This is a genomic window from Flavobacterium flavigenum (assembly GCF_027111255.2).
GTDB lineage: Bacteria > Bacteroidota > Bacteroidia > Flavobacteriales > Flavobacteriaceae > Flavobacterium > Flavobacterium flavigenum.
On sequence record NZ_CP114285.2, the window covers coordinates 3,152,220 to 3,170,382 of the forward strand.

General features: G+C 34.0%; 16 protein-coding genes. 10 read left to right on the forward strand and 6 right to left on the reverse strand.

Features of this window, described 5'->3' with window-relative positions; translation table 11 throughout:
- The first annotated feature begins 59 nt into the window (after positions 1 to 59).
- The 6 genes from OZP09_RS12865 to OZP09_RS12890 all read left to right on the forward strand — a co-directional run bounded on the left by OZP09_RS12865 (position 60) and on the right by OZP09_RS12890 (position 6,576).
- Complete coding sequence (locus OZP09_RS12865) at positions 60 to 1,520, forward strand: lipopolysaccharide biosynthesis protein (RefSeq protein WP_269234123.1); 1,461 nt, start codon at positions 60 to 62, stop codon at positions 1,518 to 1,520.
- A gap of 22 nt (positions 1,521 to 1,542) precedes the next feature.
- Positions 1,543 to 1,977: a dUTP diphosphatase gene (gene dut, locus OZP09_RS12870; protein ID WP_269234124.1), complete on the forward strand. Its 435-nt coding sequence runs from the start codon at positions 1,543 to 1,545 to the stop codon at positions 1,975 to 1,977.
- 129 nt (positions 1,978 to 2,106) lie between these two features.
- Positions 2,107 to 3,123, forward strand: coding sequence for a sugar phosphate nucleotidyltransferase (locus OZP09_RS12875; protein ID WP_269234125.1), 1,017 nt, complete (start codon positions 2,107 to 2,109; stop codon positions 3,121 to 3,123).
- 31 nt (positions 3,124 to 3,154) lie between these two features.
- Positions 3,155 to 4,504 (forward strand): tetratricopeptide repeat protein, encoded by a 1,350-nt coding sequence (locus tag OZP09_RS12880; RefSeq protein WP_269237876.1) that lies wholly within the window; start codon positions 3,155 to 3,157, stop codon positions 4,502 to 4,504.
- Position 4,505: 1 nt separating this feature from the next.
- Positions 4,506 to 5,282 carry a lipoprotein insertase outer membrane protein LolB1 gene (gene lolB1 / locus OZP09_RS12885; RefSeq protein ID WP_281309490.1) on the forward strand — a complete coding sequence of 259 codons (777 nt, stop codon included), beginning with the start codon at positions 4,506 to 4,508 and terminating at the stop codon, positions 5,280 to 5,282.
- A 22-nt stretch (positions 5,283 to 5,304) separates the two neighbouring features.
- On the forward strand, positions 5,305 to 6,576 hold the full coding sequence (locus tag OZP09_RS12890; RefSeq protein ID WP_281309491.1) for a murein hydrolase activator EnvC family protein: 1,272 nt from the start codon (positions 5,305 to 5,307) through the stop codon (positions 6,574 to 6,576).
- A gap of 73 nt (positions 6,577 to 6,649) precedes the next feature.
- Here the strand turns inward: OZP09_RS12890 and OZP09_RS12895 are convergent, their stop codons facing one another.
- Genes OZP09_RS12895 through OZP09_RS12905 form a run of 3 tightly spaced genes read right to left on the reverse strand, consistent with a single transcriptional unit; the run spans position 6,650 to position 10,002 of the window.
- On the reverse strand, positions 6,650 to 7,594 hold the full coding sequence (locus OZP09_RS12895) for a transglutaminase family protein (protein ID WP_269234128.1): 945 nt from the start codon (positions 7,592 to 7,594) through the stop codon (positions 6,650 to 6,652).
- A gap of 4 nt (positions 7,595 to 7,598) precedes the next feature.
- Positions 7,599 to 8,540 (reverse strand): alpha-E domain-containing protein, encoded by a 942-nt coding sequence (locus tag OZP09_RS12900; RefSeq protein ID WP_269234129.1) that lies wholly within the window; start codon positions 8,538 to 8,540, stop codon positions 7,599 to 7,601.
- Positions 8,541 to 8,565: 25 nt separating this feature from the next.
- A complete protein-coding gene (locus OZP09_RS12905; protein ID WP_269234130.1) occupies positions 8,566 to 10,002 on the reverse strand; it encodes a circularly permuted type 2 ATP-grasp protein in 1,437 nt (478 codons plus the stop codon).
- Between the two features lie 348 nt (positions 10,003 to 10,350).
- On the opposite strand from OZP09_RS12905, the gene rbfA reads away from it, so the two are divergent.
- The 4 genes from rbfA to OZP09_RS12925 all read left to right on the forward strand — a co-directional run bounded on the left by rbfA (position 10,351) and on the right by OZP09_RS12925 (position 14,038).
- On the forward strand, positions 10,351 to 10,743 hold the full coding sequence (gene rbfA, locus OZP09_RS12910) for a 30S ribosome-binding factor RbfA (RefSeq protein WP_281309492.1): 393 nt from the start codon (positions 10,351 to 10,353) through the stop codon (positions 10,741 to 10,743).
- Position 10,744: 1 nt separating this feature from the next.
- On the forward strand, positions 10,745 to 11,944 hold the full coding sequence (locus OZP09_RS12915) for an ABC transporter permease (protein WP_281309493.1): 1,200 nt from the start codon (positions 10,745 to 10,747) through the stop codon (positions 11,942 to 11,944).
- A gap of 173 nt (positions 11,945 to 12,117) precedes the next feature.
- Positions 12,118 to 13,545, forward strand: coding sequence for an MATE family efflux transporter (locus tag OZP09_RS12920; RefSeq protein ID WP_281309494.1), 1,428 nt, complete (start codon positions 12,118 to 12,120; stop codon positions 13,543 to 13,545).
- Positions 13,546 to 13,648: 103 nt separating this feature from the next.
- On the forward strand, positions 13,649 to 14,038 hold the full coding sequence (locus OZP09_RS12925; RefSeq protein ID WP_269234132.1) for a hypothetical protein: 390 nt from the start codon (positions 13,649 to 13,651) through the stop codon (positions 14,036 to 14,038).
- Positions 14,039 to 14,054: 16 nt separating this feature from the next.
- Here OZP09_RS12925 and dusB read toward each other — a convergent pair whose 3' ends face one another.
- The 3 genes from dusB to OZP09_RS12940 all read right to left on the reverse strand — a co-directional run bounded on the left by dusB (position 14,055) and on the right by OZP09_RS12940 (position 18,163).
- Positions 14,055 to 15,047, reverse strand: a complete 993-nt coding sequence (gene dusB, locus OZP09_RS12930; protein ID WP_269234133.1) for a tRNA dihydrouridine synthase DusB — start codon at positions 15,045 to 15,047, stop codon at positions 14,055 to 14,057.
- A gap of 153 nt (positions 15,048 to 15,200) precedes the next feature.
- On the reverse strand, positions 15,201 to 16,499 hold the full coding sequence (gene flxY / locus OZP09_RS12935) for a flexirubin biosynthesis putative acyl-CoA ligase FlxY (protein ID WP_269234134.1): 1,299 nt from the start codon (positions 16,497 to 16,499) through the stop codon (positions 15,201 to 15,203).
- The gene (locus OZP09_RS12940; protein ID WP_281309495.1) at positions 16,496 to 18,163 is read right to left on the reverse strand and encodes a C45 family autoproteolytic acyltransferase/hydrolase; all 1,668 of its coding nucleotides are present in this window, start codon (positions 18,161 to 18,163) and stop codon (positions 16,496 to 16,498) included. The genes flxY and OZP09_RS12940 overlap by 4 nt, the downstream gene beginning before the upstream one ends.

An 18,163-nucleotide genomic window follows, 5' to 3' on the forward strand; every position in this document is an offset into this window, starting at 1 on the left:
ACACCAATAAAACCAAAGAATTGGTTATTTTTGTTTTCCGAACTTTATTACTAATTATTTTGGGATTATATAAAAATCTTTTCAAACAAACTGCAATTTATGGACTGGCAACCGTTTTACCACGAATGCTAAGTTTTTTATTAGTCAGATTATATACAGGTATTTTACCTACAGCTGAATATGGCGAAGTTTCGATTGTTTTGTCCTGGATGGTTTTCTTTAATGTAATTCTTTCCTATGGAATGGAAACTGCGTTTTTTAGATTTTACAGCGCCGAAGATGACAAGAAAAATGTAATTGCAACAGCTACAATATCGGTATTTTGGACTTCGATTGGATTTTTATTCGCCGCATTAATCTTTAGAAATACATTGGCAAACTGGGCAGAAGTTGATACGCAGTATGTTACCTATTCAGTTTGGATTTTAGTTCTCGATGCTTTGGTTTTAATACCGTTTTCTAAACTTAGAGCCAATCAGCGACCAATGGTTTACGCAGCCATTAAAATTGGAAATGTTGTTATAAACCTTTTACTGAATATTTTTTTCTTACTCTATTTGCCAAAACTGGCTAGCGATAATCCAAATTCTGTCTGGGATAATTTATATATTGAAAATTTTCAGATTGCCTATATTTTCATCGCAAATCTTTTAGCAAGTTTAGCCACATTCATTGTACTTTCACCAAATTATCTTTCCCTCGGAAGAAGATTTGACGCTGTACTTTGGAAAAAAATGATGAAATATGGTTTGCCAATTCTTGTTGCCGGAATTGCATTTGCAGTGAATGAACATTTTGATAAAATCTTATTGGGCTATTTATTACCAGAAAATTTAGCGAAGTCAGAAGTTGGCGCTTATTCGGCTTGTTATAAGTTAGGATTATTTATGGTTTTGTTTGCTACAGCATTCAGACTCGGAATTGAGCCTTTCTTTTTTAGTCATGCAAAAAATGAAAATGCGCCACAAACCTATGCCATTATCACGAAGTATTTTGTGATTTTAGGATCACTGATCTTATTGGGAGTAATTGTTTTTGCAGATATTTTAAAACTCCTTTTACTTGATAATAAATCGTATTGGGAAGCCATGAAAGTTGTTCCATTAATTATTCTGGCCAATTTTTTCTTAGGAATTTATAATAATTTATCTGTTTGGTATAAATTGACAGATAAAACAAGAATTGGCGCATATATTTCTATTGTTGGTGCTATTGTAACACTGTTCTTAAATTACTTGTTAATTCCAAAATACAGTTATTACGGATCAGCAATTGCAACTATATCAGCTTACGGAAGTATGATGTTCATTTCCTATATATTAGGAAACAAATATTATCCAATACCTTATGATATGAATAAAATTGGAGCTTATCTTGGAATTTCAATTGTATTTTCAGCTATTTCATTTTATTGGTTTAGAGAAAATTATTTTGTTGGAATTCCGTTATTGATAGGATTCATTTATTTTGTCTATCATAATGAAAAAGACACAATCAAAGGAATTATGAATAAAAAATAATGCCTTAAATTTTAAAATAAAAATGAAAATACAAATCATCAATAAATCGCAGCACGACTTACCAAATTACGAAACAATTGCTTCGGCAGGAATGGATTTACGTGCCAATTTAACGGAATCAATAACTCTAAAGCCATTAGAAAGAACCATCGTAAAAACAGGTCTTTTTATTGAGTTGCCAATTGGTTACGAAGCTCAGGTTAGACCAAGAAGCGGTCTCGCAGCTAAAAAAGGTGTTACGGTTTTGAACTCTCCCGGAACTGTAGATGCTGATTACAGAGGAGAAATAGGTGTAATTTTAGTAAATTTATCAAACGAAGATTTTGTAATCGAAAACGGAGAACGAATTGCACAATTAATTATTTCCAAACATGAAAGGGCAGAGTGGATTGAAGTTGAGGAACTTTCTGAAACATCAAGAGGAGCGGGTGGCTTCGGGAGTACAGGTGTGAAATAGTTTCAGTAATTATATCATTATTCTAAGCTGTATCGCTTTCCACTAAAGACTTTGCAACTTTACCTTTAAAATTTTCAACCAAACCAAGGAGATTTTTTTTAGTCTCGCCATAAAAAATAAATACAAAAAATGAAAATAATCGTTCCAATGGCAGGTCGCGGATCAAGATTACGACCTCATACTTTAACTGTTCCAAAACCATTAATTCCTGTTGCAGGAAAATCAATTGTTCATCGTCTGGTTGAAGATATTGCCAAAATATTAAAACAGCCAATTGAAGAAGTTGCCTTTATTTTAGGAGATGAAGCTTTTTTTGGTGATGATGTTGTTTCAAGTTTACAGGATTTAGCCAAAGGTTTAGGGGCAAAAGCATCTATTTATCGTCAGGATTTACCATTAGGAACAGGGCATGCAATTATGTGTGCTAAGGATTCTTTATCAGGACCGGCCGTAATTGCTTATGCAGATACTTTAATCAGAGCCGATTTTGAACTGGATCCGGCTGCTGATTCCGTAATTTGGGTGAAACAAGTGGATCAGCCTGAAGCATTTGGTGTAGTAAAATTAAACGGCAATAATGAAATTATAGAATTGGTCGAAAAACCAAAAGAATTCGTTAGTGATTTAGCCGTTATCGGAATTTACTATTTCAAAGAAGTGGGTGATTTGAAAAAAGAACTTCAGGGCGTTTTGGATAATAATATTCAAAATGGGGGAGAATATCAGATTAATGATGGTATTAAAGCTATGATGGCAAACGGAAAAGTTTTCAAAACCGGAAGCGTTGACGAATGGATGGACTGCGGAAATAAAGATGTTACGGTTGAAACAAATACCCGAATGCTTGGTTTTCTTCATAATGATGGAGAACATTTAGTGGATTATAATGTGACTTTAGAAAATTCAACTATTATTCCACCTTGTTATATTGGAGAAAATGTAGTACTAAAAAATGCAACTGTTGGGCCAAATGTTTCATTAGGAAAAGGATGCCACGTTACGGATAGTTCCATAAAAAACAGCTTGGTACAAACCTATTCGCAAATAAAAAATGCTGATTTGGATAATGCAATGATTGGAAACCATGTGAGCTATGATGGAAAATTTAAAAGTATCAGTATTGGTGATTATTCTGTTTTTGAATAAAATAGTAATTTAAAATGAAATTATGTAAATGATGAGAAAGAGAGTGTTAGTAATTTTATTTTTCGTTTTGCTAGTCAATTCTACCATGGTTATGGCGCAAACAGAACCTGAAGATATTGCTATGGCAACAGACGAATATCAGGACTCTTTTTATGAATCATTAAAACAGAAAGGAATTGAAAATTATGATAAGGCAATTCTATCTTTAGAAAAATGTATTAAACTCAAACCAAATGATGCCGTTGCTTATTTTGAACTGGGTAAAAATTATTTAAAATTAAAAGAATATCAAAATGCTCAAAACGCATTTGAAAAAGCGATTCAGATAGATCCAAAAAATAAATGGTACTGGTTAGGAGTTTATGATGTAAGTTTCGAAACCAAAAATTATACTCTGGCAATTGAAACGATCCAGAAAATTATTCCGTTTGACGAAGAATATAAAGATGATTTAATTTCATTATATATGATTACCAATCAGTTTGAAAAAGCACTTTTGGCAATCAATGAAATGAATGATAAATATGGAAAATCTGAAGATCGCGAAAGATACAAGCAGCAGATTTTATCTCAGGGCAAATTTCAAAATACCGAAATAGACAATTTGATCAGTCAGATCAAACAAAACCCTAAAGACGAATCTAATTATGTTAACCTGATTTTATTATATTCAAAAACAGCAGAAACAGATAAAGCTTTGGATGTTTCAAAACAGCTGGCCAGGGAAATTCCAAACTCAGAGTGGGCGCAGCTGAGTTTATTTAAAGGATATTTAGATCAAAACCAGGCAGACAAGGCGATAAAGGCAATGAATTTTATTTTATCCAGCCCAAAAATAGATTCTAAAATTAAGCATCGAACGCTGAATGAATTTTTAATTTATGTGAATAAAAATCCGCAATATGCATCTGATTTAGAGATAGCGATTGGCTATTTTGACAACGATCCAAATGTAGATGTTGCTAAAGAAATTGGAAAATTTTATCACAGTAAAAACCAATTTGAGAATGCGATTAAATATTATGAAAAACATTTAAGTTCCAATTCAGATAAAGATCGTGAAACAAATTTGCTTTTGCTTGAAGCGTATTCTCAGGCAAAGCAATTTGAGCCAATGACCCAAAGGGCGATGATGTTGATTGAAATTTATCCATCCCAGCCGCAATTTTATTATTATGCAGGATTAGGAAGTAACCAACTAAAACAATTTAAAAATGCAAAAACCGTTTTAGAAATGGGACTTGATTATGTAGTTGATGATAAAAAAATGGAAGCAAATTTTAATATTCAGTTAGGCGAGGCGTGCAATGGATTGGGAGATGCTAAGAAAAAAGAGGAATACTTTTTGAAAGCAAATGAGTTATTAAAACAAAAAAAGTAAGATGAAAAAATATATAGCAGTACTATTGGTAACAGGTTTAATGATTTCGTGTAAATCAAAAGCTGTTGCGGTGCAAAATAGTAATACGGAAACACCCGTTAAAATTGACAATAAAACGGTAGAAAAACATTATGAAAACAAATTAGATTTTTCTACATTATACGTAAAAGCGAGTGCGAAATATGTTGATGAAAAGCAAAGTCAGAATGTTACTGCTGAAATTAAAATTGAAAAAGACAAACAGATTTTAGTAAGTGTACGTTTTCTTGGAATCACAATGGCAAAAGCTTTGATTACCCCAACTACAGTAAGTTATTACGAAAAAATAAACGGTACGTATTATGAAGGCGATTTTACCAGTTTAAGTAAATGGCTGGGAACCGAACTGGATTACAGTAAAGTTCAAAATCTATTAGTGGGAGAAGCTTTGGATGATTTAAGAAAAGGAAAATATACACAGACAATTGTAGAAAACCTTATTCGTTTAGAAGATGAAAAAAGTACAAATCTGAAAAAGACTTTTTTTTTGGAGCCTGAAAAATATTTGCTGCAGAAAGAACAAATTTCGCAGTCTTCAGAAAATAGAATGTTAGAAATTAAATATTCTGACAATAAGGTTTTTAATCAGGGAACACTTCCAACCAGTATTGAAATTAATGCAATACAGCCCAAAGGAAAGACGGATATTAATTTAAATTATAATACAATTTCGTTTAATGAAGAACTTTCTTTTCCATATAGTGTGCCAAGTGGCTATAAAAAAGTTATAATTAACTAAATTTGCAAAAAGAACATTAAAAATGCCAAAATTTCTCCTAAGCCTAATTTTTATATGCACCACAGCTTTTGTGTGGGCGCAGGACTCGCAACAAGAAAAACTGGAAGAGCGCAAAGCCCAGATTCAGCAGGAAATCCGAGATAATGAAAAGATGCTGCAGTCTGTAAAGAAAAAAGAAAAATCAGCGGTTAGTGTCTTTTTGATTCAGCAAAATAAAATTAAACTGAAAGAAAAGCTTATTAATACTACGGCTAAGCAAGAGAGGCTTTTAAGCAATGACATGTACATTAATCAGTTAAAAGTGAATAAGCTTAAAAGAGAATTGGCAGTTCTGAAAGAGGATTATTCTAAAATGATCCTTAAATCATACAAAAGTCGTTCTGAACAAAGCAGAGCAATGTTTATTTTATCTTCTGAAAGTTTTTTGCAGGCGTATAAAAGAGCACAATATTTAAAACAATATACCAACTTCAGGAAAAACCAAGGTTTAGAAATCCAGTCTAAAACGGCAGAGTTAGTTGATTATAATGCTAAATTAAGTGGACAACGACAGGCAAAGAAAAAAATCATTGCTGAAAATCAAAAAGAAAAACAAAGCTTAGAAATTGAAAAGCAAGAACAACAAAAGTTAGTTAATTCAATTAAAAAGGATAAAAATAAAATTATTGCAGATACTAAGGCCAAACAGAAAGAATCAAAATCTATTGATGCTAAAATTAAGCAATTAATTCGTGAACAAATTAGATTAGCAAATTTAAAAGCAGAAGAAGAAAGACGAAAAAGAATAGCAGAAGGCAAAAGTACGGAAAGCAGTGAACCAGCAGCTAAAAGTTATTCATCAGATAAAATTGCATTAACACCAGAGGGGAAAATTTTAGCAGCGGATTTTAAAGCCAACAGAGGAAAATTGCCATGGCCGGTAGAAAAAGGATTCATTTCATTAGGTTACGGAGATCAGCCTCATCCACTATATCCGTCACTTACCGTTCATAATTCCGGAGTAGAGATTACTACGGAACAAGGTGCAACAGCGCGTGCCGTATTTGAAGGAGTAGTGTCAAAAGTTATAGCGTTGTCTCCTGTAAACAGAGCTGTTTTTATTCAGCATGGAGATTATTTTACCGTATATCAAAACCTAAGTTCGGTGTCAGTTGAACAAGGTGATAAAGTTAAAGTTAAGCAAAGTATTGGAAAAGTAAGAACCAGCGGTGATACCGGAAAAACAATTATTAAGTTTTTGATACTTCAAAATACATCCAATAACAATCCGGAAGGGTGGTTACAAAACAGATAAGAATAAAAGGAGCTCAATTGAAGCTCCTTTTTTTTGATCTAACATTTTTTCATAAAACTTGCAATTACCATTGTCATTGTTGTTGCTGCAGTTGATCCATATAATTTAATTGCTCTTGTACACTCGAGGATACTTCCTGTAATTTTACATCGTTTATTTCTTCAAAATGTCTTCCGTCTTCATAACCTATAGAAACACAAACGGAAAGAGTTTGTCTGGCTAATCCCTTAAAAGTTCCTTTTATTGGTGTACAATCACTAAAATTTCTTCCTACCGAAAGGCGGACATGATTATCCATTGTCCAAATATTATTTGTTGGATCTAACCCCAGCCAGCCCTGAGTGTTGGTGTAAATTTCAACCCAGGCATGTGTGGCGCCTTCACCTCTAAGCCCGCTTTCGTTGGGACAAATATAACCGCTTACATATCTTGACGGAATACCGGCTGTGCGTAAAAGATGCAGCAGTACGTTTGCAAAATCCTGGCAAACCCCTTTTTTGAGCATTAAAATTTCATCGACTGTCGTTTCAATATTGGTAATTCCTTTGGTATACGTAAAGTGTTCAAAAACATAAGCATTGCATTGTTGCGCAATTTCAATTATAGATTTATTTTCCAGACCTATTTTTTCTAATATGTCTTCAATTTCTGCTTGTTTTTCGATTTTATCAATATAGCATAGGCGTAATAATGAAATACTTTTTTCTTTTTCAGCCTGGATATCTTTCACGGAAGTGGAATCCATTTCAGGAATTTTAAGGGAATGATTTACCCGAACCAGCATTCGTGATTCAATAGTCATTTCGGTATGAGTGTCTAATACATTAAAATTGCCAACGCGGTTTCCATAATAATCCTGAGAGATATCAACGTTAGGTGCATGCGTAATTAAAAGCTGATATTGTAATACTTCCTGATTTTCAAAATGATGAGGAAATAGACGGATTTCGTTAATACTTTCTTTTATGGGATGATTATATTGGTATTTGGTGAGGTGAACTATTTTGAAAAGAGCCATATTTTTAAGTGTAAGAAAAGAATAATTTGGAAAAATCGGTCGAAAACTGAATTAGCTGGTTTTTTGTATTTCGCAAAACGTCCTCTAATTCCTGATTAGTCAGGTGCTGATAATCGGTAAATTCAATATAACTTTTCAATCTTCCAAATTGATTCATTAAAGTTCGTGCTTCGCTTAAATCAGTGTTTTTAAACAGACAGTCCAAATAAGTATTAATAAAATCCAGCGTGTAGATTACAGAGTGGGCGAAATCCATATTAAAAATTACCTGATGGACCACTTTTCGATTATGAGAAATATTACTGTAACTTTTCAGATATAATTCGTATCCCGAAAGTGACAGCAATAGTCTTCGCCAATATATCAAATCTTCTTCACCCTCAAGATTATAATTGATAGGAGCAAAGTATGCCTGAGTCATCGATATGGTCTGCAGGCATCTTTCGATATGTTTGCCAATACTCGAAAAACACCAGCCTAAACCACGTGGCATTGTAACCTGAAGAATTCCGTTGTAGAGCAATAAATCCTTATTTAGTTTTGTGATTACGCTTAGGGCATCTGAGGTTTCGAGCTTTTTTGGCAAATCAGGCGAGTTCATAAAATGATACATAGAATTAATATGCTCCCACAATTCTTTGGTTATTTTATCCTGAGAACCTCTGGCATTTTCTCGTGCTTTTATGACTAAGTTTTTTACCGAATTATCATTCTGGTTATCACAAATTATATATTTCAGCACATGAGGTGTGTCATATTGTATGGAATGAATTTTAGCCTTTGACAAACTCGTATAATATTCTAAGAGCGGTTTGTAGCCCTGAGAATCATTAATTTCTTTATCGAAAGATAAAATATAGGAAGTGTTTAAAGTAAGTAACATTCCGTCTGTTCTTTCCATGTATCGGTTGAGCCAAAACATTCCATCAGCAACTCTACTAAGCATATCTTTTATTTTTTGAATGTTTATATTATTTAATAATCCAGGTGTCTTTGCTTCCGCCGCCCTGCGATGAATTTACAACCAAAGAACCTTCTGTAAGGGCGACACGCGTTAGACCTCCAGGAACAATCTGAACTCCTTTTGGTCCACATAAGGCATATGGTCTTAAATCTACATGACGTAATTTAAGCTCACCGTCAATCAGACACGGAACTGTGCTGAGCTGAATAATAGGCTGAGCAATAAAATTTCGGGGATTGTTCGTAATAGCAATTTTTGCCTCGTCCATTTCTTCCTGGGTTGCTTTGTTTCCCATAATCATTCCGTATCCGCCACTTTGATTGGTTTCCTTGATAACCATGTTTTCCATGTTGGTAAAAACATATTCACGTTCGTCTAAATTTTCCATTCGATACGTCGGAACATTTTTTAAGATAGCTTCTTCATTCATATAATATTTGATCATATCGGGGACATAAGCATAAATCGCTTTGTCATCTGCTACTCCGTTTCCTACGGCATTAACCAACGCTACATTTCCCTGACGATAAGCACTTATTAAACCCGGAACACCAAGAGCGCTGTCCGGTTTAAAAACTAAAGGATCCAGATAATCATCATCTAAACGTCTGTAAATAACATCAACCTGTTGTAATCCTGAAGTCGTTTTCATGTACACTTTACTATTGTTAACAACCAAATCCCGACCTTCAACAAGCGGAATTCCCATTTGGCGCGCCAGATAACTATGTTCATAATAGGCTGAATTATAAACTCCGGGAGTCAGCAAAACGACATTTGGATTAGAAACATTTCGGGGTGAAAGTGAAACAAGAATACTGTGAAAAATCATCGGGTAGTTGCTCACCATACTCACATGATTTGATGAAAGCATATCCGGAAAAATTCGTTTGGTAATCTCACGGTTTTCAAGCATATAACTTACCCCGCTCGGACATCGCAAATTATCCTCCAATACATAAAATTCGCCTTTTGCTCCCCTGATCAAATCAATTCCGGCAATGTGCACATGTATGTTATGAGGTACTTTTATTCCCTGGACTTCCTGAATATAATGGGGGCATGAAGCAATTAATCCGGCTGGAATAATTCCATCTTTTACAATGTCTTGCTCATTATAAATATCTTCTAAAAATAAATTTAATGCCAGTAAACGCTGTTTGATTCCTGACTCTATTTCTAACCAGTCTTCTTGCGTTATGATACGTGGAATAATATCAAAAGGGAAAATTCGTTCAATTCCATTTTCATCATCACTATAAACCGTAAAAGTAATTCCCTGATTCATAAATAAATCAGAAGCCTGTTTTTGTTTACTGGTCAAAGTTTTATGATTCAAACCTTGTAAAGTTTGAAAAACCTGACGATAAGAATCCCGAACACCTTTATTAGAAAACATTTCATCCCAACCGCTATGATTTAAACTAGGTGCTAATTTTGCCATATTTTAAAATTATTAAATAAATACAATTTTAAGTGTTTTTATTAAAAATATTTATTTTTTTAATCCAAATTACAACTTTTAAAACCAATTATATGTAATTTATATGTGAATTTTGTAATTTATATCACATTCTTTTTTTGAGGTTTTAATTTTGAAAATCTTCTTTTTTAAGGCTGTGTTTTTTTGAGATTTGATATTGTTCAAATTTTTTTAGCCCTAAGAAACTTTGATTTTTTATGATTTAAATAATTTGATTTTTTAGAGAATTAATAATAATAGAATAAAAATCATTTGATTGTTGAATGTGAAATTGCAACGATTGAATTTAAAAAGTAGTATTTTTGCAATATGGAAACAAACAGACAGAAAAAAATAGGCGGTGTCATCCAAAAAGATCTGGTTGATATTTTGCAGGGTGAAGTGAGAAAAAACGGAATTAACAACTTAGTAATTTCGGTATCCAAAGTAAGTGTTACTACTGATTTATCAGTGGCAACTGTATATTTAAGTATTTTTCCGCAAGAAAAAGCAAAAGAGACTTTAGAAGGAATAAAATCGAATACGAATTTAATTAAGCACGATTTATCCCAGCGTGTACGTTTGCAATTGCGTCGTGTACCAAATCTGGTATTTTTTATTGATGACTCATTAGACTATATCGAAAAAATTGACAATGCTCTGGCAGGCAAAGAGAACCCAATCGAAAACCGTGATCTTTTAGAAAAAAGAAGAAAATCGTAAATTGAACTTCCCTCTCTACATAGCCAAACGTTATCTTTTTAGTATCAGTAAAAATAACGCTATCAATATCATCAATTCAATTGCCAGTCTCGGAATTATTGTTGGTACTATGGCTTTGTTTGTTGTTTTATCAGTTTTTAGCGGATTGAAAGTTTTCAGCCTTTCTTTTACCAATGAAATTGACCCTGATTTAAAATTGACAAGTACGTATGGTAAATCATTTTTGATTACACCGGAAGATGAAAATCAAATTAAGAAAATAGAAGGGGTTGCTTCGCACACCAAAATTATCGAAGAACGTGTTTTGTTTTTATTTAAAGACAAACAGCAGGTTACTTATCTAAAAGGAGTTGACAGCCTCTATCCGGTTGTGAACGATATCAAAAAAAAGCTTTTTAATGGGCAATGGCTGAAGCCAGACAGCTATCAGGTTGTAGTTGGATATGGGATTTCACAGGATTTTTCGATGGGGATTCTGGATTTTGAGAATCCGTTGCAGGTATTTGCACCAAAACCCGGAAAAGGCGCTATTGAAAATCCCGAAGAAGCTTTCAACAAAACAGATGTACTGCCTGTCGGAATTTATTCTATCAGTGAAGAACTCGATTCTAAATATATTTTTGCAGATTTAGGTCTGGCTCAGGAATTATTGATGTATAAGCCAAATCAGATTTCCGGAATCGAATTGAAATTGAAACCTAATGCTGATGAGAAAGCGATACGCTCTCAACTTCAGACCATTTTCAAAAATAAAATTACAATAAAAAACAGGGCACAGCTAAATGAGTCTTTGTACAAAATGCTTAATACCGAAAATATTGTTGTTTATCTGATTTTTACGCTCGTCATAATTGTAGCACTTTTTAATTTGGTAGGGGCTTTAATTATGATGATTTTAGAAAAGAAAGGAAACTTAAAAACCCTTTTTAATTTAGGTACTGAAATTAATCATCTTCGAAAAATATTTTTATTGCAAGGAACATTATTAAGTGTTTTTGGAGGTATTATCGGTCTTTTCCTGGGTATGATTTTAGTATTATTACAGCAGCAATATGAATTGATTATGATAACACCAACTTTGGCTTATCCTGTTGTTTTCTCATTCGAAAATGTACTTATTGTAATGGCAACTATTGTTATTCTGGGCTTTGTGGCTTCCTTAATTGCCAGCAGCCGTGTAAGCAAAAAGTTGCTGGATTAATATTTCTGCATAAAAAATATTACTTATATTTACCGACTCAAAAATCTACAGCATATGATTGTTTCTGCTTAATCCTATTTTATTTTTTAGAATAATTAGGATACTTACGCTTTTATTTTCAGTTCAGACTACTACATACATCTGGACAATTTTATCATTTATCCTAAAATATCATGACAGAAACAACTATAAAGAAGAATCTATTTTCTAAAATTTTTGCCACATTAAAACAAGCCCTGAAAGGCGACGAATCCTTTGATTATACATCCGGAAGCATCAAGAAAGCAGTAATTCTTCTTGCCATTCCAATGGTTTTGGAAATGATGATGGAGTCTGTTTTTGCTTTAGTCGATTTATATTTTGTCGGACATTTGGAAAACAGCAGTTTTGCGATTCAGACTGTTGGTTTAACCGAATCGGTATTGACGGTTATTTATTCGCTTGCCATCGGAATGAGTATGGCGGCGACAGCAGTTGTGGCCAGACGTATCGGGGAAAAAGATCCGGTTGCTGCAGCAAAAGCCGGAATGCAGGCTATTATTATTGCTTTTGCAGTTAACAGCGTATTGAGCATTTTCGGAATTATGTATGCAAATGATATCCTGATTTTAATGGGTTCTTCATTAGAATCAGCTGAACATGGTTTCAGGTTTACTCAAATCATGATTGGTTCCAGTTTGTGCATTATGCTTTTGTTCCTGATAAACGGAATTTTTCGAGGTGCCGGAAATGCAGCAATCGCTATGAAAAGTCTCTGGATTGCCAACATCTGCAATATTATTTTATGTCCGGTTTTAATTAACGGTTTAGGACCGGTTCCGGCTTTTGGATTGGTTGGAGCAGCATTAGCCACAACATGTGGAAGAAGTATTGGAGTTTTGTATCAAATTTATCATTTATTTTCAGGGAACGGAATTTTAAAAATAAAAATATCCTATTTCGCTCCGGATTTTACACAAATAAAAGCGCTAATAAAAATTGCAGCTCCCGGAATTTTACAATTCGTAATTGCATCCTGCAGCTGGATTTTCTTAGCCCAATTAGTAGCCACGACCGGAGGCGATCATGGTTCTGCAGGTTATCAGACAGCGCTTAGAATTATGATGTTTTTTATTCTCCCTGCCTGGGGATTAAGTAATGCGGCGGCAACTTTGGTGGGACAGAATTTAGGTGCTAAACAAATTGAACGAGTCGAAAAATCAGTTTTTACAACAGCCCGGTACAATGTCATTTTCATGGCAACTATTATGGTGATTACCCTAATTTTTGGAAACTATATTATTTCGTTTTTCACTAATGACGAAATGGTAAAAACAATAGCAGCTGAAGCGTTGCAAACGATGAGTATCGGATTTGTTTTCTACGGAATCGGAATGGTTTTGATCAATACCTTCAATGGTGCGGGAGATACCTGGACACCAACCGGAATCAATTTTTTCGGGTTTTGGCTGTTCCAGATTCCGCTTGCTTATGTATTGGCAAAACATTTTAATATGGGACCAACCGGAGTTTTTATTGCCATTCCGGTTGCTGAAACTGCCATTACTTTAGCCGGAATCTTTTTCTACAAAAGAGGAAAGTGGAAACGAGTACAGGTGTAAAAATTTAAATTGCCGATTGTTCGGCTGTAAAAATGAATATTAGTTTTTACTTTGTTTTTTCATAGTATACAGTGAAATAAACAGTTTTTTAAAATATTAATTTATGAAAGGATTTATTGTCATTTTTGTTTTCCTGGTAGTTTCCTGCAATAAAAAAAGTAACGGTGAAATTATTACATCTGATATGAATTCAGCAACTTTTTTTCGGGAAAAGTTATATAATAAAAAACTTATGGATAGTTTAAACTATCTTGTATTGAGTAAAGGTGATACTTTGGCTTATAATGAATTAAAAGGAATCCACTATATAGGAGAACAAAAATTTACTGGATTTCTATATTATGCATTAATAATGTCAAATAAATACAATTACAAAGTAGCTTCTTTCGACGTTTATGATATTTTAACAACTGATAAGAAATTTTTAGATAAGAAGACAAAAAAAATGGCTAATGAATATTTATTAAAAAGTAAAAGACCTTCAAATTTTTGAAGGTCTTTTTTATGTTTTAAACAAATTCATATCCTGCATAAACCTGTTCAATTTCTTTCATAATGGCGAACAAATCTTCAGGTGCATCAGTGGTAACTAATTTTTGTTTGAATTCTTTAAACGAATGGATTCCTTTGAAGTAGTTGGTATAATGACGACGCATTTCTACAATTCCCAAACGTTCGCCTTTCCAGTCCATTGACCATTGCAAATGATTTCTGGCAGCTTCAACACGATCAATAACGGTTGGAGCAGGCAGGTGTTCTCCGGTTTTAAAGAAATGTTTGATTGCATTAAAAATCCACGGATAACCAATCGCAGCACGGCCAATCATGATTCCGTCAATTCCGTATTCGTTTTTATATTGTAAAGCTTTTTCCGGACTATCGATATCGCCGTTTCCGAAAATAGGCATGGTAATTCTTGGGTTGTTTTTTACACGTGCAATATGAGACCAGTCAGAATGGCCTTTGTACATTTGGGCACGGGTTCTCGCATGAATAGTCAAAGCCTGAACGCCAATATCCTGAAGCCTTTCTGCCACTTCGTCAATATTAATGGAGTTGTCATCCCAGCCTAAACGTGTTTTAACAGTAACAGGCAAATCTGTACCTTTGATAACCGCTTTAGTCAGACGTACCATCAAGTCAACATCTTTTAAAACTCCGGCACCAGCACCTCTGCAGACTACTTTTTTTACAGGACATCCAAAATTAATATCCACTAAATCCGGTTTTACAGTAGAAACAATTTTAGACGACATTTCCATCGCTTCTTCATCACCACCAAAAATCTGAATTCCCACTGGACGCTCGTAGTCAAAAATATCCAGTTTCATGCGGCTTTTTATAGCATCACGAATCAATCCTTCCGATGAAATAAATTCAGAATACATCATGTCAGCACCGTGCGTTTTGCATAATCTGCGAAACGGCGGATCGCTAACATCTTCCATCGGTGCGAGTAATAAAGGAAATTCGGGTAATTCTATGTTGCCAATCTTGACCATCTTCAATATTTTTTGCAAAATTACAACATTTAGTTCAATTCACAGCAAAACATTCAATAAGCTGAAATTAAACCATATAAGTGATATAAGTTCATTTCAGCTTTACGCAAAGTTTAATATGAACTTACATAATAACTTATATGGTGAAAAAAATTATATAGTTGTTTTCCTGTAATCAAAAAACCGAATGGGTTTTCGGCTCATCGGATTAAAAACCAAAGGATTTAAAACTTCTTTTGAGGCAAATTCTATTTTTGGTGTTACTCTTAATTTGGCTCTAAAGTGATCTTTAATTTCCTGAAGAAATTCCGGAGTCTGGTTTTTAACCGCAATTTTTATCAGGATTTCATCCGTGCCTAAATCATTGGTAGAGATTTCAATCAAATGATTTTCGATATTGTCGAAACTCCTCAAGACATCGTTCATCGCAGGTGGATACAATGTTGTTCCTTTGTATTTGATCATCTGTTTTTTACGGCCGACAACCGGACCGACACGCAAAGTATTTCGCCCACAAGAACATGGTTCATTGTGAAGCTGTACAATATCTCCGGTTTTAAAACGCAGTAACGGCATGGCTTCAATTCCTAAAGTAGTAAAAGTCAGTTCGCCAGTTTCGCCATTTTTTACGGGAATATTATTTTCGTCCAGAACTTCAACAATAATTAATTCGGGATGATGGTGTCCGCCTTTTCCGTGTTCACATTCTGTAAAAGCGGTACTCATTTCGGTAGAAGCATAAGTCGAAAACAACTTAATATTCCATTTATCCGTAATTTTTTTGGATAAAATATTCATTGAAAAATCCTGTTCTCTTAAGGATTCTCCAATACAAATGGCACCTTTTATACTCGAATTATTATAATCGATTCCGTGGATTTCGGCATATTCAATTAATTTCAAAAGGAAAGAAGGAACCGTAATCAAGTAACTCGGATTGTATTTTAAAATCGAATCCCATTGCATTTCGGGAATTCCGGCACCCACACGGATAACGCCAACTTTCAATTTTCTCAAACCTAAAAAATAGGCAAGACCTGCCATAAATTTTCGGTCAATTGTTGTCATCAACTGAACTACATCGCCTTCAGCAATTCCGGCGCAGGCAAATGAAATGGCTTCATTATACGCTAATCGGTCCAAGTCAGAGTCAGTTAAACCAAAAGTTACCGGATCACCTAAAGTTCCGGACGTTGAAGCGTAATCAATAATTTTATGCTGCGGTACACACACAAAATCATCGTTGTATTGTTGTAAATCTTCTTTGGTAGTAACGGGTAAAAATTGTAAATCTTCCAGCGTTTTTACTTTCGAAATATCAATATTCTGCCCTGCGAAAAGTCTTTTATAAAATGGAGAATTCTCGCTGATATAAGTTAAAAGTTCAGCTAATTTTTGTTCCTGAAAAATTTTAATTTCCTCTAAAGAATTTTTTTCTATTGCCGGAATCATTGTAATTTTCTTTTGAGTTTTTTTAAATATTTTTCAATTTCTGCTTTTTCAGGAGCAGTGGTAATTTCTTTGGTCAGTGCTTTTTCAAAATTTACCTGAGCCTGCTGAAATTCTTTTTTTTGGTAAAAATACAATCCTGTTTTATAATACACAACCCAATAATCCGGGTTTAACGATTGATAATTTTGAATGAATTCAGCAGAAATGGTTTCTTTCTTTTTCAGGTAAAAATCCATTTGATGATCTTCAATTTTAAACTTTTTATAGTTTTGGAAAGCTTCTGTTTTTATAAAAGGATCTTTCGCAATATTTAAATTCTCTTGTTCAAATGAAATTTCGGTATTCGATTTTTTGCCATTAAAAACAGCATCCAGATTGTAACAGACAAATTCCCCCAATTGATACGGATTTGCCGAAACCCAGACTAATTTTTCTTTCGGTTTAAAAATAACTCCATGATGCGCCATTAACTGATTCAAAGCTTTTTCATTGCCGTAGCCCAATGGAAGATTATTTAAACCGTTTTTATCCCTGAGAATTTCAGAAGCAATCTGCGGATTTATCTTTTTATTTTCTGATAAAAGTTCCTGAATTCTTTCGAATCGGTATTCAGAATGACTGTTTACAATTTGTTCCTGATTTCGCTTATCATCCTTAAATGCTTCTCCCTGAAAATGATTCGAACAGATTAACTGACTGGTATTCGGCATATCATAAACATCCATTTTTTTAGGAGAAACCTCAATCAAAACGGCTTTATTATCCTGAGCACTTCCTACCATGATAGATTCTGAAACAAACACTTTTCTTTTTTTTGCAATCGCAATGGCTTCGTCAATATTTTGAGCGTGTTGTAAAATTTCGCGTGTCAGAATTGAAATAGGTGTTTTGGCAACTAGCGGAATTTTAGATTTTGATGCATTAATGGTTACAGTCAGACCTTGCTGGTTCATTCCGGAAACGGTTCCAATCATTCCGGGCCACGTAACCATCATAAAATTATGACCCTGTTTTGGTTTTACAAACGCAATGATTTTATTTTCTGCGAAAGCATCATTTACATAAAAATCAAAATTGCGTCCCAGAATTAAATTTCCGTCTTCAGATTTTTCATTCCATGCTGCAAAAGACGAACAGCCAACCAAGGCTAAATCCTGCAAAGCATGACCAATGTCGTGAGCAGCGTGCAGATATAATCCTCTTTGATATTGTGGGGCGATGTTATCAAATTCATGTGAAGTGTATTGCGAAACGCCATAAATTTCTGTTTGATATTCTTCCGGAACATTCAGATATAGCTTTCGATTGAACCAACTCAAAAAATGACGCAGCATTTTCTGCTGAAATTTTGAAGGGACAATATCTGTTATTTTAGAGAAAAAAATACGTTGTTGTTTCTGCAAGAGAGAATCTGACAAAGCGCCGGTTGTAAGCCCAATTTCCAAGGGATCGCCTTCTACATATAATTCCCAAAGGCCTTGTTTGTTTTTTGAAAACGAATTATTCCCCGAAATAAAAGTGCTGTCAGAACGTTTTGTAACCACTGGTTTTGTAGCATTATAAGCGGAAATATCAGGCAGATGTTTTTTTGATTTTGCTGTGCCGCACGAAACCACAGTTCCTAAAAAACCGATGAATAAAAGATATGAAACCCAGTTTTTCAT